Source organism: Pseudomonas sp. ICBG1301 (assembly GCF_016918385.1).
Lineage (GTDB): Bacteria > Pseudomonadota > Gammaproteobacteria > Pseudomonadales > Pseudomonadaceae > Aquipseudomonas > Aquipseudomonas palleroniana.
Genome location: NZ_JAEKGB010000011.1, coordinates 14,557 through 33,626, shown reverse-complemented (window position 1 = coordinate 33,626; position 19,070 = coordinate 14,557). Strand labels below are relative to the sequence as shown.

The 19,070-nt window shown below is 57.7% G+C and carries 20 protein-coding genes; 7 read left to right on the top strand and 13 right to left on the bottom strand.

The features are described 5' to 3' along the window. The first annotated feature begins 269 nt into the window (after positions 1–269). The 3 genes from JBE38_RS23110 to JBE38_RS23100 all read left to right on the top strand — a co-directional run bounded on the left by JBE38_RS23110 (position 270) and on the right by JBE38_RS23100 (position 3,263). Positions 270–875, top strand: a complete 606-nt coding sequence (locus tag JBE38_RS23110; protein WP_090371753.1) for an ATP-dependent Clp protease proteolytic subunit — start codon at positions 270–272, stop codon at positions 873–875. 382 nt (positions 876–1,257) lie between these two features. Beyond that, entirely contained in the window at positions 1,258–2,220 is a 963-nt protein-coding gene (locus JBE38_RS23105; RefSeq protein ID WP_205345204.1) for a nucleoside-specific channel-forming protein Tsx, read from the top strand. 14 nt (positions 2,221–2,234) lie between these two features. Beyond that, positions 2,235–3,263 (top strand): purine-nucleoside phosphorylase, encoded by a 1,029-nt coding sequence (locus tag JBE38_RS23100; protein WP_060755357.1) that lies wholly within the window; start codon positions 2,235–2,237, stop codon positions 3,261–3,263. A gap of 244 nt (positions 3,264–3,507) precedes the next feature. On the opposite strand, the gene JBE38_RS23095 is transcribed toward JBE38_RS23100, so the two are convergent. The 6 genes from JBE38_RS23095 to JBE38_RS23070 all read right to left on the bottom strand — a co-directional run bounded on the left by JBE38_RS23095 (position 3,508) and on the right by JBE38_RS23070 (position 6,815). Next, positions 3,508–4,467, bottom strand: a complete 960-nt coding sequence (locus tag JBE38_RS23095) for a quinone oxidoreductase family protein (protein ID WP_060755358.1) — start codon at positions 4,465–4,467, stop codon at positions 3,508–3,510. A gap of 30 nt (positions 4,468–4,497) precedes the next feature. Next, a complete protein-coding gene (locus tag JBE38_RS23090; protein ID WP_081087031.1) occupies positions 4,498–4,671 on the bottom strand; it encodes a DUF1427 family protein in 174 nt (57 codons plus the stop codon). A gap of 88 nt (positions 4,672–4,759) precedes the next feature. Next, positions 4,760–5,524 (bottom strand): AraC family transcriptional regulator, encoded by a 765-nt coding sequence (locus JBE38_RS23085; RefSeq protein WP_090371760.1) that lies wholly within the window; start codon positions 5,522–5,524, stop codon positions 4,760–4,762. Positions 5,525–5,606: 82 nt separating this feature from the next. Further along, positions 5,607–5,777, bottom strand: coding sequence for a metallothionein (locus JBE38_RS23080; protein WP_060755360.1), 171 nt, complete (start codon positions 5,775–5,777; stop codon positions 5,607–5,609). Positions 5,778–5,866: 89 nt separating this feature from the next. Beyond that, positions 5,867–6,322, bottom strand: coding sequence for a DMT family transporter (locus JBE38_RS23075; protein ID WP_060755361.1), 456 nt, complete (start codon positions 6,320–6,322; stop codon positions 5,867–5,869). A gap of 4 nt (positions 6,323–6,326) precedes the next feature. Next, positions 6,327–6,815: a DMT family transporter gene (locus JBE38_RS23070; RefSeq protein ID WP_205345203.1), complete on the bottom strand. Its 489-nt coding sequence runs from the start codon at positions 6,813–6,815 to the stop codon at positions 6,327–6,329. A gap of 117 nt (positions 6,816–6,932) precedes the next feature. Between JBE38_RS23070 and JBE38_RS23065 the strand changes: the two genes are divergently transcribed. Beyond that, complete coding sequence (locus JBE38_RS23065) at positions 6,933–7,865, top strand: LysR family transcriptional regulator (protein WP_060755462.1); 933 nt, start codon at positions 6,933–6,935, stop codon at positions 7,863–7,865. Between the two features lies 1 nt (position 7,866). Here JBE38_RS23065 and JBE38_RS23060 read toward each other — a convergent pair whose 3' ends face one another. Both JBE38_RS23060 and JBE38_RS23055 read right to left on the bottom strand, forming a co-directional pair. After that, the gene (locus tag JBE38_RS23060) at positions 7,867–9,186 is read right to left on the bottom strand and encodes an Nramp family divalent metal transporter (RefSeq protein WP_090371763.1); all 1,320 of its coding nucleotides are present in this window, start codon (positions 9,184–9,186) and stop codon (positions 7,867–7,869) included. A 39-nt stretch (positions 9,187–9,225) separates the two neighbouring features. Further along, entirely contained in the window at positions 9,226–10,782 is a 1,557-nt protein-coding gene (locus tag JBE38_RS23055; protein WP_205345202.1) for a DUF726 domain-containing protein, read from the bottom strand. A 214-nt stretch (positions 10,783–10,996) separates the two neighbouring features. On the opposite strand from JBE38_RS23055, the gene JBE38_RS23050 reads away from it, so the two are divergent. Next, the gene (locus JBE38_RS23050; protein WP_205345249.1) at positions 10,997–12,805 is read left to right on the top strand and encodes a monovalent cation:proton antiporter-2 (CPA2) family protein; all 1,809 of its coding nucleotides are present in this window, start codon (positions 10,997–10,999) and stop codon (positions 12,803–12,805) included. Positions 12,806–13,099: 294 nt separating this feature from the next. Here JBE38_RS23050 and JBE38_RS23045 read toward each other — a convergent pair whose 3' ends face one another. Beyond that, positions 13,100–14,050 (bottom strand): STM4504/CBY_0614 family protein, encoded by a 951-nt coding sequence (locus tag JBE38_RS23045; RefSeq protein WP_205345201.1) that lies wholly within the window; start codon positions 14,048–14,050, stop codon positions 13,100–13,102. 120 nt (positions 14,051–14,170) lie between these two features. Continuing rightward, positions 14,171–14,347 carry a gp19.5 family protein gene (locus tag JBE38_RS23040; RefSeq protein ID WP_205345200.1) on the bottom strand — a complete coding sequence of 59 codons (177 nt, stop codon included), beginning with the start codon at positions 14,345–14,347 and terminating at the stop codon, positions 14,171–14,173. 384 nt (positions 14,348–14,731) lie between these two features. Here JBE38_RS23040 and JBE38_RS23035 point away from each other — a divergent pair, with 384 nt between their 5' ends. Further along, positions 14,732–16,051, top strand: a complete 1,320-nt coding sequence (locus JBE38_RS23035) for a HEPN domain-containing protein (RefSeq protein WP_205345199.1) — start codon at positions 14,732–14,734, stop codon at positions 16,049–16,051. On the opposite strand, the gene JBE38_RS23030 is transcribed toward JBE38_RS23035, so the two are convergent. Continuing rightward, on the bottom strand, positions 15,966–16,469 hold the full coding sequence (locus JBE38_RS23030; protein ID WP_205345198.1) for a DNA-directed RNA polymerase: 504 nt from the start codon (positions 16,467–16,469) through the stop codon (positions 15,966–15,968). The genes JBE38_RS23035 and JBE38_RS23030 overlap by 86 nt on opposite strands. 391 nt (positions 16,470–16,860) lie before the next feature. Between JBE38_RS23030 and JBE38_RS23025 the strand changes: the two genes are divergently transcribed. Beyond that, on the top strand, positions 16,861–17,415 hold the full coding sequence (locus JBE38_RS23025; RefSeq protein ID WP_126844841.1) for a hypothetical protein: 555 nt from the start codon (positions 16,861–16,863) through the stop codon (positions 17,413–17,415). Positions 17,416–17,547: 132 nt separating this feature from the next. On the opposite strand, the gene JBE38_RS23020 is transcribed toward JBE38_RS23025, so the two are convergent. Both JBE38_RS23020 and cobF read right to left on the bottom strand, forming a co-directional pair. After that, on the bottom strand, positions 17,548–18,267 hold the full coding sequence (locus tag JBE38_RS23020) for an alpha/beta hydrolase (RefSeq protein ID WP_205345197.1): 720 nt from the start codon (positions 18,265–18,267) through the stop codon (positions 17,548–17,550). Positions 18,268–18,275: 8 nt separating this feature from the next. Next, positions 18,276–19,031, bottom strand: coding sequence for a precorrin-6A synthase (deacetylating) (cobF, locus tag JBE38_RS23015; RefSeq protein ID WP_205345196.1), 756 nt, complete (start codon positions 19,029–19,031; stop codon positions 18,276–18,278). Positions 19,032–19,070: the final 39 nt, after the last annotated feature.

The following is a 19,070-nucleotide window of genomic DNA, read 5'->3' as shown; positions in this document are numbered from 1 at the left end:
TAAAATTCACTATTTTCACCGTGCCAATATCGTAAGGAGGAGAATCATTTTCCCCTCCATTTCGCTGAGAATCGTAGAGATCCATCGGCATCCGAAAGCACAGCTGGCGCTGGAGTCAGTAGGTCCCAAAGGCTTTGACTTATGCACAACCCAGCGCCTAAAGTCGCAACGGTTTATGTGCCGGGAGTCGCTTTGCGCCCCTCGACACGGGGCATGCCCACGAGGATGGGGTGCCTAAAATGGAACTTTGAAAATGTCTAGGAGACGTTATGAATAACGACGAGCAAGAACAGGGCAGTAAGGATCAACAGGGCGCCGTCAGTGCCAAATTGATGGAGTATGCGATCAAGGCTCGCAAGGTATTCATCACCGGCGTAGTTGATGAGCGGATGGCAAAAGATGTCGTGCAACAGCTGCACATCCTCGCGTCCATCAATGATGATCCGATTTACGTCTTCGTTAACTCGCCGGGTGGACACGTTGAATCGGGCGACATGATCTTTGATGCGGTTCGTTTTATTTCCGCGCCAGTGGTCATGATTGGCTCTGGCAGCGTCGCGAGCGCGGGTGCACTTATCTACGCGGCAGCCAAAAAAGAAAATCGCTACTCTCTTCCGAACACACGGTTCTTGCTGCACCAACCGTCAGGTGGCTTTCAAGGACCGGCGAGCAACGTTGAGATTTACATGAATGAAATTGTCAGGATGAAAAAGCGCCTAGACAGTATTTTCGCCCACGCGACAGGGCAGACTGCGGAAAAAATCAGCGCCGACACTGAGCGTGACTTTTGGCTCAATGCCGAGGAAGCACTGGAATACGGCCTGGTGAACAAAATCATCGTGTCGGAAAAAGAGATCACGCCACCGGTCGCTTGATCACGAAGGTATCTTGCCGCGCAAACTCGATCAAAAATGTGGGGGTGGAGCCGCTCGCACATTTTTTCACCGAGGATTGGCGGCAACTTCACGCCTGTCACACTGTGCGCTTTGATTGTCAGGTGAAACACAGGGCAAAAAAGCCTGCATCTCTGCAGGCTTTTTCACTATCTGGCTCCACGACCTGGACTCGAACCAGGGACCCAATGATTAGCAGTCATTTTTGATCAAAAGGCCAATTAATTCAGGTTTTTTTCATATTGCTCAACCCTTTGAGCAAAGTTGGTACGCCGCGTGCAAACGTTTGCGGAATGAACTGGGCAACCCAGTTCACCTTACCCCGAGCAATCGGGTTCAAACCGCGTACGAATAGGGATTTTCAATGCACTCCACTTCAAGGCGTCATGCTTGCTTTGGTGTTTCCTTGCTACTGGCCGCCGTTACGGGAGTACTCAGCGCACCCATTTTGGCGCAGCCGACACCGGTCGATGACTCAGCACAGGGCGAAACGCTCAGTCCTGAAACCAAGAACCCTGATGCCGGCCCCGCAAAAAAAGGCACGTACCTGTCGGACTGGTTCAACCAGGACCTGACGCTGATCGGCAGCAAAGACATCAGCTTCGGCCCCAAGCCGCAAGATGACGTCTACCTGGAATACGAGTACTTCGGCCGCAAGGGCCCGTTCGAGCTGTATGGCTATATCGACGTGCCGAAGATTCTCGGCATCGGTAACAGTAATGACAAAGGCGCGTGGGACCATGGCTCGCCCGTGTTCATGGAGCACGAGCCGCGGATCTCCATCGACTACCTGGCAGGTCGCAGCCTGGCCGTCGGCCCGTTCAAGGAATGGTACGTCGCGTTTGACTGGATCTATGACCACGGCAGCAATAAGTCCAACCGTGCCAACACCCTGTACAGCGGCCTGGGCACCGACATCGACACCCATTCGCGGGTCAACCTGTCGGCCAACTTTTATGGGCGCTACCAGTGGGAGAACTATGGCGCCAGCAATGAATATTCGTGGGACGGCTACCGTGCGCAAATGAAGTACATCGTGCCGATCAGTACGTTCGATAACGGTGCGTCGCTGACCTATATCGGTTTTACCAACTACGATTTCGGCTCAAGCCTGCACAAGGACAACCCGGCGCGCACCGCCAATGCGTTGGTGGCCACCAACGTGCTGCTGTACTCGTTTACCCATCTGCGCTTCACCCTGGTGGGTCGTTATTTCCACAACGGCGGCAACTGGGAGGATGGCAGCGAGTTGAACTTCGGCGAGGGCAACTTCCGCGCCCGCTCCGAAGGCTGGGGCTATTACGCCGGTGTGGGTTACCAATTCTGATCAAGGAGCTTTAGATGAACGTACTGACCCGTCTCTCGCTGGCCATCGGCCTGGCGTTTTTGCCGCATGTGGTACTGGCCGATGCGCCTGCGCCGATCAAGCCGAAGGTGATGCTGATCACCATGTTCGCCCCTGAGGCGCAAACGTGGATAGACCGTCTGGAACTCAAGCAGGAAGTCCGCGTGCCGGGGCTTTCCGCCGAATACCCAGTGATACGCTGCAACACTCAGGCTGTTTGCCTGCTGGTCACCGGCATGGGCCAGACCAACGCCGCCGCCTCCACCCTCGCCCTGGCCTTGTCGCCCAAGTTCGACCTGCGCCAGAGCTACTTCCTGATCGCCGGGATTGCCGGTATCAACCCCAAGCACGGCACCATCGGTACAGCCGCCTGGGCCCATTACCTGGTGGAATTCGGCACCCAGTGGGAGCTGGATTCGCGCGATGCGCCCAAGGATTGGCCGACGGGTTACATCGGCATCAATACCAAGGGGCCGAACGAGAAACCACCGCTGGACTACAAGACCGAAGTGTTTGAGCTCAACCCCAAGCTGCAGGCCAAGGCGTTTGCCTTGTCGCAGAAAGTCGAGTTGAGCGAAAGCAAGGAATCCAGCGCCTGGCGTAAACACTACCCGTCCGCCCCGGCCAACCAACCGCCACAGGTCACACGTTGCGACACCCTGGCCGGTAACACCTGGTTCTCCGGCACGCGCCTGAGCGAACGTGCCGAGGTCTGGACTCGCCTGCTCACGGACAATAAAGGCGAATACTGCACCACCCAGCAGGAAGACAACTCCACCTATGAAGCCCTGCTGCGCGCCAGTCGCGAAGGCCTGGTGGATATCCAGCGGCTGGCCGTGGTGCGTGCGGGCTCCGATTTCGACCGGCCTTATCCCGGCTACAGCGAGGTGGACAACCTGTTGAAGTACGCAGACCAAGGTGGGTTCGTGCCGGCACTGGAAAACCTGTACCGCACGGGTAACCCGTTGGTACAGGCGATTCTGAAGAATTGGTCGGCGTGGGAAAAAGGCGTTCCAGACGCCTGATAAAGATCAAATGCAGGGAGGGCTGTAGAACACATGATCTGTAGTGAGCGGGCTTGCCCCGCGCTGGGCGGCGCAGCCGCCCCAAACCTGGGCGCCTCGGTCTTTCAGAAACACCACGGCGTCCTTGTTGGGGCGGCTGCGCCGCCCAGCGCGGGGCAAGCCCGCTCACTACAAATTTGGTTGCGGCAGGTTGTTTTAACTGACGGGCATTAGAGCTTGCCCCCTTCCACATTTTTGGGCGGCATCAAGGCAGGAAAATGATCTTGTCCGCACTGCCGCTGTTCACTTGCTCATAGCACTGAACGCCCTCGGCCAACGCCACTTCACGCAACCCTGTCGGCAGCGGCAGCGAGCCTTCATCAAAGAAGCGCCCAAACTGCTCCAGCATCACCGCGCACTGCTCACAGTTGTAGAGCAGCGAATTGATACCCACCACCGAGCCCCCCTTGCGGTACAACGCCAAGGCCGGCAGTTGCACGTGACCGTCGACCGGCGCGGCGATGATTGCGATGCGCCCGAATGGCGCCAACCCCGCGACCGCAGCCGGCAGCCAAAAACCGGTGGTATCGAAGATCACATCCGCCCCGCCCTCGAACACCGCATTGACCTGCTTGCCCAATGCTTCAGGTTGCGCCAGGGCAATCGCATCAACCCCTTGCGCCTGCAGTACCTCGACCTGATCGGCCTTGCGCACCGCCGCCAGCACCTGGGCACCGCGAATTTTCGCCAGGGCCAACGCCGCGCTGCCGACAGCACCGTTGGCGCCAATCACCAACACGCGCGTGCCTTTGCCGACACCACTGCGCTCCAGGGCATCCCAAGCGGTGGTGTACGGCACGCCAAGGCTGGCGGCCTGGGCAAAACTCAAGTGTGTGGGTTTGTGCGCCACACCCTTGGCCGACACGGTGAGGTACTGCGCGTGAGAGCCGTCGGCAAAAAACCCGAGGTCACGGCCGGTGCCCCAAACCGCCTGGCCGACCAGCGCTGGCGGGCCTTCCACCACGACACCGGCAAAGTCCCGTCCGGGAATACGCGGTAACGTGGTGTAGGGAAAACGCCCGAGCACGTTTTTCACATCGCTGGGGTTCAGGCCGGCCGCTTTGACCTGGACCAACACTTCACCCGCAGCCGGCACCGGTTGGGCGACCTCAACGAAACTCAGGGCCGCCAGGTCGCCCGTGGCGGAAAATTGCAATGCTTTCATGGCCAATATCCATCGAAGGGAAAGAATAAATCAGGACAACCAGGCGCTCAGCCACTCACGCCCCATGGGCCAGAGCTTTTCACCGAGCAGCATGCCCATCAGGCCCACCAGGGCAATGGCGGGCGGTGCGGGGGAGCGAAAGTCCAAGGCACCGTAGATCAGGCCGACGAGCAGGCCGATGGCGAGGGAAGCAAAGTAGTTCATGACGTTCACGCCTGGCGAGTTGATGGGCTCAGTGTAGTGAGCCCATCCCGGAAGCATCGGCCAAGTGCTTCAGGATTTCGGCCAAGCCTCAGCCGACATAGTGCGACGGCGCCACGCCGAGTTCGCGTCGGAACATGTCGCTGAAACTGCTGGGTGAATAGCCCAGGGAGCGGGCGATGCCGCTGACCGATTGGCCCTGGATCAGCTCGGCCACCGCCGTGGCCAACTGCACTTGCCGACGCCACTCGGCGAAGCCCATGCCCAGATGCTGCTGGAACAACCGCGCCAGGGTGCGCACACTGGCACCTGCCGCCTCGGCGTGTTGCTCGAAGGGAATCTCCAGCGACGGCGCCGCCATCACCGCCTGGCAGGCGCTGATCAGCCGCCGATCCGCTTGCGGCGGCATGGCGATGCGGATCTGCGAGCGGCGTGCCCGTTGCAGTTCCAACAGTGCCAGGCCGACCACCGCGTCGTAATACGTCGAATCGCCGCTATCGCCTTGCTCGACCAGGCTGACGATCAACTCACGCAGCAGCCCACCGACTTCAATCACCTGCACCTGGCTGTCCAGTGTCGCGGCCAACGCCGGGCGCAGGTAGATATTGCGCATCTGCAGGTCCGAGACCACGCGAATCCCATGCTCCACACCCGGTGGCAGCCACACAGCGCGCTGCGGCGGCACAACCAAGGCTTCACGGGGCGTCTCGACCCACATCACGCCGCTCATGGCGTAGAGCAACTGCCCCCAGTCATGGCTGTGCGGCTCCACATACAAGCCTCGCGGGTACGTGCGTGCCAGGGGTTGCACGGGGACGGCATGATCAGTCAGGTCGGGGGGAGCGGCCAGGGCCATGGGGTGCACATTCAGTCAAGGGTGAGCGGCCATGGTAATGACCGCCACCCGATAATCCGAGAGGGTTTTTAACCGAGCGTATTCAAGCATGCGCCGACTTGGCGCATTCACAGCCGGTCGACGAGGCGCACGGCTCGCCATGGGCATGGTGCTCGGCACAGCCTTCGCAGCAATAGCCCTTACCGTCCTTCATCACCGCATTTTTACCCAGTACGCATTTGCAATGTGGGCAGGCACAGGTGTTATCAGCCATGGTCAGACTCCTTTTACATGGTCGTCCCGGCGCAGCGGATGCCGCACCTTAAACAGTGACTGCCGGCAAGCAAGCAGGGTTCAGCGCCGTTAGTCGACCTGGCTTCTGTTGCTGCGATACATAAACACCAGGGCCAGGGCCAGCAGCACCATCGCCAGGATCCGGCTGCCCGACAGTTCGATGGCCGGGTTGCCCAGCCAGCCGAAATTGTCGATCAGCATGCCCATGCCCAACTGGCCGACGATGACCGCCACTGTCGCCACTGCCGTGCCGACCACGGGCACCGCGCCGACCATCACGATCATGTACACCACGCCGAACAATGCGCCGGTCAGCTGCCATTTGGGCACATCCAGCAAACTGACGGCATGGGCCGGTTCGAAGAAGAAAACCAACAATGCCGTGACCAGTGCGCCGACCGCGAAGGTCAGCAAGCTGCTGCGCAATACGCCCACCGACTGCCCCAGGCGACCGTTGATCGCCGCCTGCACACTCAGCACCGCACCGGCGGCGATCACCAGTACCAATAATAAAATCAGGTTCATCGCCTTACCCTCGTGCAATCAAGATCAATGCCGCCACAATCAACGCCAGCGCAATCCAGCGCTCGACATTGACCCGTTTGCGTGCAGTGCCGAACCAGCCGAAATGATCGATCAACACGCTCTTGCCGACTTGACCCGACAAGATCGCGATCATGGTCATCGCCACCCCGATGTACGGCGTGGCAAGCGTCAGCACCACCACATAGATTGGCCCCAGGAACCCGCCGATCAATTGCCAGCGCGGCAGCCCGGCCAGCGCCGGGCCTTTTTGCGGGCCGCTGAACAACAGCAGCAAAAACAGGATCGCCGAGCCGACGCCAAAAATACTCAAGGTCGCCCATAAATGGCCGACTTGAGCCGCCAGCGGTCCCAACAGACCGGCCTCCACCGACAAGCCCATGCCCGCCATGATCACCAACGGCAACAACATCAGCCGCAATAGGTTTTTTTTCGGCCGGGCCTGCGCCATGGCCGCAGTAGAACTGGCTTGCATACATCACCTGCGCTTCAGAAAAGGAAACATGGCGCGCATTATCCGGTGGCCGTCCTGTGCGATAAATGGGAGCATGCTGACAACACCTTTGCGCAATACGCACAGCCAGGGATTACCATGCAGGGTTTGAATGAACTGAGTTTCAAGGCGTTGCGCCTGTTTGTCGCGGTGCTCGACTACGGCAGTTTTTCCGCAGTGGCGCGCCGCGAAAGCCTGGCGCCCTCCTCCATTTCCCGGCAGATCCAGTTGATGGAACAGGCCCTCGGCCAACAACTGCTCTACCGCCACACCCGTGCGGTCAGCCCCACCGAGGCCGGGCGCCTGCTCGGCCAGCATGCACGCGTCATGCTGGAGCAACTGGAAGCCGCCGGCCAAGCCCTGCAGGAACATGAACGAGAGCCCAGCGGCCTGGTGCGCATCAATGCGCCGATGGTGTTCGGCCAGCGTCACCTGTCCCCATGGCTCGGCGAGCTGTGCCGGCGCTACCCGAAGTTGCAACTGGAAATCCAGCAAACCGACACCTACGTCGATCCGTTGCAAGACGGCACCGACTTGCTGTTTCGCATCGGTGTGCTCAACGACTCCAGCATGCAGGCACGCATCTTCGCGCCCCAACGCTTTCGTATCGCCGCCAGCCCCGCTTACCTGGCCCGCCATGGCACGCCGAGCCACCCTGATGAACTGGTCAAGCATCAATGCCTGGCCTACAAGGGCGTCACCGGCCAGCAACGCTGGTTCTTTCGACGCGCCCCAGGCGACTGGACGCCCTATAGCGTCAAAGGCCCCATCACCGGCAACCATGCCGACACACTCACCCACGCGGCCGAACAGGGCCTGGGGTTGGTGGTGTTCCCGTCCTGGCTGATTGGCGAGAGCTTGCGCGCCGGCACCTTGCAGGCGGTGCTCACCGACTACGAAGTGGCGACGACCCTGGAGCCGCAACAGATAGCCGCGCTATGGCCCGGCGGCCGACGGCTGTCGCTGAAGGTGCGCACGGTGATTGATTATTTTGTGGAGTGTTTTGGACGGGTGCCGTATTGGGATCGGTGATTCAGAACAACCACTGCCCAATCAACCACGCATTCGCCCCACTGATCAGCGCAAACAGGAACCACGCCAGTAACCGCGTGGGCAGCCGATTGACGAATGGCCCCATCAATTGCTTGTCATCGGTCATGCGGATCAGCGGGTAAAGCGCGAACGGCAATTGCAGGCTGAGCACCACCTGGCTAAGGATCAACAGCTTGCCGATGGCCTCGTCCCCCATCAGCCACACCCCGAGGAACGCCGGGATCAGCGCCAGCCCACGAGTGATCAACCGTCGCTGCCAGCACGGAATGCGCAGGTTGAGGTAACCCTCCATGATCACCTGCCCGGCGATGGTGCCGGTGAAGGTGGAGCTTTGCCCGGAGGCCAGCAGGGCGATACCAAACAGGATACTGGCGAAAGCGCCACCCACGAGTGGGTCCAGCAGGTGGTAGGCGTCCTGGATCTCGACCACATCGGTATGGCCGGTCTTGTAGAACGCAGCCGCCGCCAGCACCAGGATCGCGGCGTTCACCAGCAATGCCAGGGCCAGGGAGCCAATGGTGTCGATACGGGCCAGCTTGACCGCATCCTGTTTGCTGGCGAGGTCCTTGCCGATCAACCGGGTTTGCACGACGGAGGTGTGCAGGTAGAGGTTATGGGGCATCACCGTAGCGCCCAGGATGCCGATGGCCAGGTACAGCGGTGCCGCATCGCTGATGGCTGACAGCGACGGGGTGAAGCCGCTGAGCACGTCCGGCCAGTAAGGCTTGATCAGCACCAGCTCGATAAAGAAGCACACGCCGATGGTCGCCACCAGCGCCAGCATGATTGCCTCCAGGCGGCGGAACCCTCGGTTTTGCAGGGCCAGGACCAATAACGTGTCGAAGGCGGTGATGACGATGCCCGTGGTCAGCGACACGCCAAGCAGCAGGTGAAACGCCAGGGCGCAGCCGAGCACTTCGGCAAGGTCGGTGGCGATGATGGAGATTTCCGCCAACACCCACTGGGTGCGTGCAGAGCGCCGGCTGTAGCGCTCGCGGCACAACTGGGCCAGGTCTTTGCCGGTGGCGATGCCCAACCGCGAGCACAGGCATTGCACCGCCATGCCGGCCAGGCTTGCCAGCAGGACCACAAACAACAGGCTGTAGCCATAGCGCGAACCGGCCTCGATGGCCGTTGCCCAGTTGCCCGGGTCCATGTAGCCGATGGAGATCAACAGGCCGGGGCCGGCGAACATCAACATCCGCTTGAAGAACGAAGCCTTGGGGTCGACGGCAACGGAGCCTGCCACTTCCGGTGGGCAGAACGGGGCGGTAGCGATTTTCGGCAGGCTGAATTTCACGCGGCATTCCAGGCAGACAACACAAGACAGGCGTGCAGCTTAGCAGTCGGACGCAACCGTGCGCATCACCGTTTCCCGGGGCAGGTCAAACGCTTCGACCACTTGTACCGCCAGGTCCATTTCCTGGTTGAGAGCCTCACGCTCCATGCGCTGGCGAATCATGCCGACCACCAGCACCGCCAAGGTGGTGATCGAGTAAGCCGGGCCGGAAAATGCACGCACACCGCTGACCAGCAACATCGCCGCCGCCAGCACCTGGCCCACCACCGGAATCGCGGTGGCCGCGCCCCGGCGCAGGATAAACCCGGTGAGCCCCGCCAATGCGGTACCGCTCAACGCGGTGGTCGCCGAACGGCCCAGGTCGAAGCGGGTGAACAGCCCCTGCTCTCTTTGGGCGGCAGCCTTGAGTTCAGCATCGAAAGCCTGCCGGTCGGCGCCGCTCAGTTTGTCTTTGTACTGCTCGATCAGTGTTTGCGCGACCTGCGCCTCGATCTCCGCCAGCGCCACGGACTCAACCGGCTCATCGAACTTGATCCCCAGCCGTTGAGCCACATCCTCGGCTATCTGGCGATAACTCACGCCATGGCCGCGCGCCAGGTTCATGAAGCTGTCACCGCCCATGCGCTGCAACTCGATGGCCAGTTTCAGCGGTTCACGCACACTGGCATCGATTGAGGCGCTGCGCTTTTGCGCCATCAGCTCAGCGAGAAACTTCAGTTCTTCCGGGCGTGCCTGCACCAATGCCGGGAACAGCGCCACGTCTTCCTCGGCAAACCGCACCTCAGCGTTACGCTGGTCGGCGCGGATCAGGCCGCGCCGCTCTTGCAACAGGTCGGTGTACTGCACCACCGTCTGCAATTGCGGCCAGTAGGCGGCATGATCGAAGGTCGGCAGATGCACATTGGTAACCTTGGCCTTCAACGCCGGTGTGACCTCAATGGCATAGCGACCAATGCAGCGCTCGGTATCCGGTTTTATCGCCAGTGCCCAGTCCTTGCTCGAGTGGCAGTTGATCACCCGCCCCTTGAATGGCACCGACACCTCTTCCCACGGGCTGGACGTACAGATCGCCCCGCCCATCAGCAGCAGATTATTCAACGGCAACTCGCGGGCGACCTGCGGGCTGGCCAACACACTCTTGACCAGAATGCGCGCGCCGAGGGAATGGCCGATCAGGTTGATACGCCGCACCGGCAGCGCTTCAGCGCGCAGGTAGCCGGCCAGCTCGGGCAATAAGGTCTTGGCCACTTCATCGACACGCGCCTCGACACTTTTGTAATGGTCGAGGAAATAGGCAATCGCCTTGCCCACCCCCACCGTCGCAGCGCCCACGCCGCCACCGCCGAGCATCGAGGCGAGCACGTCCTTGAACGGTGCGAACAGGTTTTCCAGGAAATGCCCCGCCGGCCAGAACAGCATCAGGTTGGTCGAGCCTTCGATACTCGCCAGTTGTTGCTTGAAACTGCCCAGTTGCTGGCGGTTGAAGAACGCCGAATAACCGTGAACGTAGAGATTGAGCACCTCCCCCTGGGGCTCGCCGCACAGCAAAAAGGTGGGCTTGCGGGTACGGTGCATTTCATCCCACTGGTGTTGCATGGGCCGGTGACTCCTGGTGACGATGGGCGGCGATAGTAACAAAGCATGGCGCTGACAAAGGTGAATCCTGACCGGCGTGAGCGCTCGCCGCCTTGCTGCAGGAGTTTTTTCACAGTGGCTGATTATAATCTCGCCGCACAAGTACAAGTTTCCAACGGTAAAAGGCGTTCTAATGGCGCCTGTAGATGCGTGTTTATTGATCCTGGAGTTCTCCATGCCCCATGAAGGCAACCTGTTACAAGCAGCCGTGGTGTTCCTGCTCGCCGCCGTGCTGACCGTGCCTTTGGCCAAGCGTCTGCAACTGGGCGCGGTGCTGGGCTATCTGTTCGCTGGCGTAGTCATCGGCCCCTCGGTGCTGGGCCTGGTGGGTAACCCGCAAAGCGTGGCGCAGTTTTCGGAACTGGGCGTGGTGTTGCTGTTGTTCATCATCGGCCTGGAACTGTCGCCCAAGCGGTTATGGGTGATGCGCAAGGCGGTGTTCGGCGTCGGCCTGGCCCAAGTGTTGCTCACCGGCCTGGTCATGGCCGTGGTGGCCCTGTGGCTATTTGGCCAGGCGTGGAACAGCGCGATCGTACTCGGCCTGGGCCTGGCGCTGTCCTCCACCGCCTTTGGCCTGCAGAGCCTGGCCGAGCGCAAGGAACTCAACCAGCCCCACGGGCGCCTGGCCTTTGCGATTCTGCTGTTCCAGGATATTGCCGCGATCCCGCTGATCGCCCTGGTGCCACTGCTGGCCGGTAGCGACCACCCCACCACTGAAGCCCAAGGCTGGCAGCATGTACTGCAAATTCTCGGCAGCATCGCCGTGGTGATCATCGGCGGGCGTTACCTGCTGCGTCCGGTGTTTCGCATCGTGGCCAAGACCGGCCTGCGTGAAGTGTCCACCGCCACCGCGTTACTGGTGGTCATCGGCACCGCCTGGCTGATGGAGATGGTCGGGGTGTCCATGGCCCTCGGCGCCTTCCTCGCCGGCCTGCTGCTGGCGGATTCGGAATACCGCCACGAACTGGAATCCCAGATCGAGCCGTTCAAGGGCCTGCTGCTAGGCCTGTTTTTCATCAGCGTGGGCATGGGCGCCAACCTCAGCCTGTTGCTCAGTTCGCCGTTGGTGGTCATCGGCCTGACCCTGCTGTTGATCGGCCTCAAACTGCCGCTGCTATACGCGGTCGGGCGCCTGGTGGGCGACCTCAACCGCGAAAGCGCGCTGCGCCTGGGCGTAGTGCTGGCGGCGGGCGGTGAGTTTGCCTTCGTGGTGTTCAAGATCGGCCGTGACCAGGGCCTGTTCGAACCGCACCTGTACGATGTGCTGGTGCTGACCATCACCCTGTCCATGGCCGTGACGCCGCTGTTGCTGCTGGTCTGCCCCAAGCTGTTCAAGCCCAAGGTCAAACCGGTGGAAGTGCCGGAGGAATACCGCACCATCGAGAGTGATGCGCCACGGGTGGTGATTGCCGGCATGGGCCGCATGGGCCAGATCGTCGCGCGTATCCTGCGGGCGCAGAATATTTCGTTCATTGCACTGGACACGTCGGTGGAAACCATCGAACTGACCCGCAGTTTCGGCGGCATGCCGGTGTTCTATGGTGACCCGCAGCGCCCGGAAATCCTGCACGCGGCCAAGGTCGACCAGGCCGAGTTCTTCGTGATCGCCATGGACGACCCCGAGATCAACATCAAGACCGCCGAACTGGTGCGCAACCTCTACCCGCACATGAAGATCATCGCCCGTGCGCGTAACCGCCAGCACGTGCACCGTCTGGTAGACCTGGACGCCTCGCCCGTGCGCGAAACCTTCTATTCCAGCCTGGAAATGAGCCGCCGCACCCTGGTTGGCCTCGGTTTGAGCCAGGCTCAGGCCGACGCCCGCATCACGCGCTTCAAAAACCACGACCTGCAAGTCCTCGCCGCCCAACATGCGGTATACGACGACGCGGCCAAGGTGATGCAGACCGCCCAGGAAGCCCGCGCAGAACTGGCGCGGCTGTTTGAGATGGACCGGCTTCAGGAAGAGTCCGATAAGGTGTAGGGCTGTCGATGAACGATCTTGCGAGTTTTCTGACAGAATACGCAAGACCGCCGATGAGGGCTGGAAGGCCCACTCTATGGGCATCTCAGTGAGCTTGTCCGACCAGTTCTAACACTGTATCTAACAGAGTTCTAACGGTTTGTGACAGTGGAATGGACAACTTACAGAGGCGCCTGGGCGCGCGATAAGGACCCAGGCGCACCCATGCGATAAGGCTCAGGCGCGAGAGGGCCCCTGGGGGAACTGGCAGCGTAAAACTGTTGAGGTGGTCATTCAGATTTTTCTGCCAGATTCTCAAGAGGCTTCACGTTTCTCTTGAAGAGCCGCCAGCATCATTATGGCGGATGCGGTCAGGTGCAGCCCGTAGGCCACTATCTCAGGAGAAACCTCTAAAATTTCAGGGCCATCCCCGTGGCCTCCAAGATTATTTCTGAGTGTGGGTATACCTGACGCTAAAACTGACTGCAATGAGGTTAAGAAGGTCTGATTATAGGAAGGCATTAGACCTTTTTCGATGAGAATCAAAATAAGTTTATTAGCAGTATCTCTTTGAGCATACGTCCAGTCATTTGCTTTGCAGATAATTTTGCACGTACTTTCAAAAGCTTTACCCGCGTCCACGAGTGATTCTTTATAACGCTTATGCCGATAATGCTCGTAAGCTCCAAAGAACTCACTACGAGCAGCTTCAAAACCTGGATAACTAAGAAAACTGATGGTGGGCTTAACCACTTCCGCATGTAAGAACTCAGAATCTATACGGATTATGCTTTTACTCTCGACTACGAACTCATACCCGTACCCCGCCTCCTTGAATCTACCATTGAGTTCTTCAATACATGCATCAACATGACTTTCTGAATCATAACGATGAACGGGTGAATAATTCTGCTTACGCGCATAGCGGTGACCTAACCGATAGCCAAGCTCCACCGCATCAAGAATGCGTTCTACATTTAACTCCTTCCTCAGAAATGTATGTAACTCTTGAAAGGGAGTATCACTGTAAACACTGGATACCAAATATTCAACACCATACTCTTTTCGGAGAATCGCTACGATAGATGCGTAAACATCTCTGGGGATAGTCTCACGATAGGCAATATTTACATCCCCGAGAATCTCCTGAATCATTAAGGATAGCTGGACTCGAAAATTGTCAGAGAACCGGTCATATGTGTAAACGTCCGTCGCGCCATCGCGCTCTTCGGCCATTCGTTTAGAAAACAGGTTGATTATTGGCACTTGTGCGTCCTTTGCTGCGTGGGCGATAGAATCGTTAGGATAGCTGTAAGGTCAAACCATTTTGCAATATTTTGGGTGCATGCAGCGATTGGTCGAAAGAAATCTCGCTGGCATCACTCATCACATCCCCCCAAGCAGAACGCAAACGACATTCCCAAAGGCTTCGACAAATGGACCGCCTTGGACGGCTCCGAGGGTCACCAAGATCAACGCAAGGAATTTGTAGGTGGCCCGGTGCTTTGCCAGAGCCTTAACGACAGCCACGAAGGTCTGCCAGCGAGTAGTCATAACGATCATGCTTCAGCCTCCTTTGAGCCGTTAATAGAGAAGGTGGTAGATGGTGATAACCCCTTGAGAGATTCCCAATAGACGCAACACGCAGTGCCCCCAGCTTCGCAGCTGCAAGCGGGACTTGGTTGTGTGGGTCCTTCAAGCCAGCCGCACCGGCTACCTGTGTCGCTACGAACAACAGGTCGTGGTCAGGCAGTCCGGTCAGCACGTCCAGTTGGATACCCATGAAGTTGCGCTTTTCGAATTGCATAGTAGCCATGTGATAGCTAAAAGCCAGTCGAGGTCTGTTATCATTGGTCCATGCGGCAAGGTTTGTTAACCAAGCTCTTTAAACCGAAGTCATTATTAAGTGCACTCCGGCCTCAAAAAAATTCTGCCAAAGGAAAGGCTTTGAAAACAGAATTCCTCATACTGATGCCCAATGATGAAGCCTTTTGCAACAGCAAAAAAGCTTTTGTAGACTTTCTAAAAATCGACTCCTTAATTTCAATTACGGGAAACACTATAACGTTTAAGAAAACCCCAAAAGGAAAAGCCCAAGTCTCGGCTAAGTTCCGCGTGGAAACTGACAAAGTAAAAGCAAACAATGAACGGTATTTTCTTTTAATCCTTGAATGCGACCAGCAATCCGACATAGATGACTTCTCCGAACTCTCGGACAGGTTAAAAACTATTGCGCAACGTATTTCACCGGGATCCACCGTGGTGAACATGCTATGGGATGGGGTCGGCAGAACATATGCAGAAAAGGCATATCCGATAATAAACGAAGTTGAAAATTTGTTGCGCCGCTTAATAGCAAAATTTATGCTTATAACTGTCGGCATGCATTGGTCTCGCGATGCTATAAATTCAGAGCTTTCAAAAAAAATAGAAAAATTTGAAGACGAAGACCCTTTTCTAAACAACTTGCACAAATTAGATTTCATCCACCTAAACCAAGTTTTATTCGACAAAAAACGTGACATCTCAATCGAAGACCTTGACAGATTATTATCCAAAACAAAATTCAGCGAAGAAGACAAAGAAAAAATACTTAAATACACTCCCCGCTCAAATTGGGAAAAATACTTTTCTGAATTAGTAGAAGACAAGGATCATAGCCTTGAAAAAAAATGGGAAATACTTTACAAACTTCGAAACAAAGTAGCTCACAACCGTAGCGTTACACGAACTGAGTTTGAAAAGATAAACGGACTTGCATCGAGTATAAGAAATGTAATCGAGAAAGCCACTGCAAAGCTTGGTGAGATTGATATAAACGAGGAAGATCGAGAGCAGATAATGCACTCGTATCGAAATGACTCGCCAGCGTTATTTGGGCACTTAGCTGAAAAGGCTGTTGCGCTTCACTATGTAAGAAACGGATACACCGTAGCACATTTACCTGAGACCAACTGGGATGCCGGCTTTGACTTCCTCGCCACAAAAGACGGCAAAACCGTTTATATAATAGTAAAATCAGTCGCAGCAAGACTCGCATTTATCTCAATTCGCAAAACAATAAGCAGAGCGATTAGCATATTAACCAAGAACCGTCCAGACGGAAGGTTCGAAGCACACCTCGTATGCGTATTACGCGGCGATGACTCGGAATACCCTATTGATACCACTATAGAAAGAGTCAAGCAAAGCGTACCTGAACTGTCAACTCAACTTGAACTATACGCAGGTCGTCTTGATGAAGAGGACAACTACATAGAACTTTAGCGCAATCAAGAACGATCAGGAGCAGCTTGAGGCCATTAGGCGAAAGCAACTGGCTCTCAAGAATCTTCGTGATGTCCAGGGACCCTTTACCCGGAATCGCTGGCATCTTTTCAAGCTGGGTCTCGTTAAGCTGCTCGATGAACTGTTCCCGGAAGTCGTCCAAGACATTGTTCTCGGTGTACGTCTCAACCATCGTTTCGCGCACAGCCTTGAACATTGCCCCGGCCTTCGCTGGGTTGGTCCCAAAGCTGTCATGAATTAACGCGAAGAACTCCACGCCGTAGCTTTCAGACGCCTTAACGACTGTCTTGCGCAGGTGAGACCCATCCTGACTGTGTACGAAGTTCGGAGAGATACCCGGTTCCTGTTTTGCCCCGTCGATTTCATTAAAGTCCCGAACGTTGATCGTGGAACGCAATCGAGCTGCGCCCAGCGATGTCACGCAGGCGAGCCCACAGTTCATCCCGTGTAGTGTCTAAGCGGTCAAGGTGGAAGGTATTAAGGTACTCAACAGATGTCGTGCAGTAGCCAATGCTATTTGCCTGTTGATGGTCTTGAGGGCAATTGTACAGGTGTCCTTTGATCCCTTTATTCGGACTCTGACGGAGTATCGACCCTCCCTCCTGTACAGATAGGGACGGGCAAGGCCTAACGGTTTTTCTAACAAACTGTTAGAACTCTTGAAGGGGCTTGACGGGCTGTTCATGAGCGAGAGCCTTACGCTACGGGGCCTGTAGGCTCATTGGTGGTCAACTTTAAGCATTTTCTGACAGAATACGCCGCAATTTCGTTCATCACTGGAGCGCTTCATGGCCACTCTCATCAAGACCGCCGCCCTGCTGGCCCTCGCGCTTACCGCCGGCAGCGTATTCGCTGCCGGCAAACCGACCACGCAAACCATCTCGACCCTGGGCGGCAAATTCACCTTCAGCCTGCCCAAGGCCTACATCGCCGATACGCTGCCTTCCGGCAAGGCAGAGGAAGGCACCGCCGACACCCAGGGCACGCTGTACGCCAACGCGATCACAAAAAGTGTAGTGATCGTCGCCGAAACTGTGCGCAACGACGGGGCTACGATCAAGGATAACGACGCGCAATTCCTCGACGGCGCGGTGGCCGACTTCGTCAAGGACCAGAGCGCCGCCCTGCCCGACTTCAAGAAGCAAAACGAGAAAAAACTGACCCTCAAAGGCTTGGGCCTGCGCCAAGTGGACAGCACTGCGACCCAAGGCGGTGGCAAGACCTTGAACTCGACCTTTTTGGGCGGTTCAGGTAACCATTTGCTGGTGATCCAGGCGATCTCCCGGGCCGATGATGTGAAGGGGCATGAACAGTTGGTGAAGCAAATCACCGGCGGTAAATAACCCGATCGGCCAAACACTGCAAAACCCATGTGGGAGCGGGCTTGCTCGCGAATGCGGGGTGTCAGGCACTTCATCTGCCCCTGATACACCGCAATCGCGAGCAAGCCCGCTCCCACATTTTTGACCGCATTTTTATCGCAGGCTCTGTTCCAGCCAGGCTTTGAGGTCCTGTACTTCGGCTTCACTCACGGTATGCGGCATGCCCATATACCCGTGGAACTCGGGCTTCAAGCCCAACCCCAGCAATACATCATTGGCCAGCGTGGCCGCGGTGTATGGCAGCGCCTGATCCAACGTGCCATGGCCGATGAAAATGGCCAGCTTGTCCAATGCCGCATCGGGTTTCAGTTCAGCCTTGAGCACCGGTAATACGCTGCCACTCAAGGCCGCGATCCCACGCACCAACCCTGGCTTTCGCAAGCCCACTTCGTAGGACATGATCGCGCCCTGACTGAACCCCACCAGGAACACCCGATCGCTTTGCGTGTGATATTTGGCAGTGGCCTGGGTCACGAAGTCTTCGATCAGCCTGGCGCTGCGTTGCAAGTCAGCCGTCTCGCCATCGTAATCACCGTCGCCGGGTTTCCTGGCAAACCAGCGATAGCCACTGGGGTCGACCGGCATTGGCGCGCGCACCGACAAGTAGGTCCAGGTCGATGGCAGCGCGTCCTTGATGCCGAACAGATCTTCCTCGTTACTGCCGAACCCATGCAGGAAAATCACCAACGGCTGGTTGCGCGCTTCACCCTGGGTCTGCTCCAGGTACGACAGCGGCAAATCGGTGTGCAAGGTGGCGTCGGCCTGGGCAGTGCCGGCCAGCAAAGCCAAGGTCAGGGCGAAGAGTTTGAACATGGGTAACCTCAAGGTTTGCGCAGCAAATAGGTATCCATGATCCAGCCGTTGGCCAGGCGCGCGGCCTTGCGCACCCGTTCGATCTCCGGCGCCACCTCGGCGACTTTACCGCTGATCAGGATCTCGTCCGGCGTGCCCAGGTAAGCGCCCCAGTAAATATCCAGGTCCTGATCGGCCACGGTGCGGTAGGAATCCTCGGCATCGAGCATGACCACCAGGGTATCGGCATCACTGGCCTGCCCCGCCGCCAAACGCCGGCCGGTGGTGATCTCGATGGAACGGCCGATACGGTTCAGTGGCACTTTGTGCCGGGCCGCCAGGGCCTGAACGCTGGTAATGCCGGGGATCACTTCGAATTCAAACGCACAGCGGCCACTGGCAAGGATCGCCTGCAGGATACGAATGGTGCTGTCGTACAAAGCCGGGTCGCCCCACGCCAGGAACGCACCCACCTCGCCGTCCGCCATTTGCTCAGTGATCATCCGCTCGAAGGTCGCTTGCTTATCGCGGTTAAGGTCCTGCACGGCGGTGGTGTAATCGATATCGCCGCGCACACGCTCGGGGCAGTCGGCCTCGACAAAACGGTAGCCCGAGTCGGTGATGTAGGTCTCGCAGATTTCACGCCGCAGGTCGATCAGCTTGTCTTTGCTTTGGCCCTTGTCCATCAGGAAAAACACATCGGTACGGTTGAGCGCCTTCACGGCCTGCATCGTGATGTAGTCGGGGTTGCCGGCGCCAATGCCGATGATCAGGATGGTTTTCATGGGGTGCTCTCAGTGCGGGATGTGGATTTTGCCATGTTG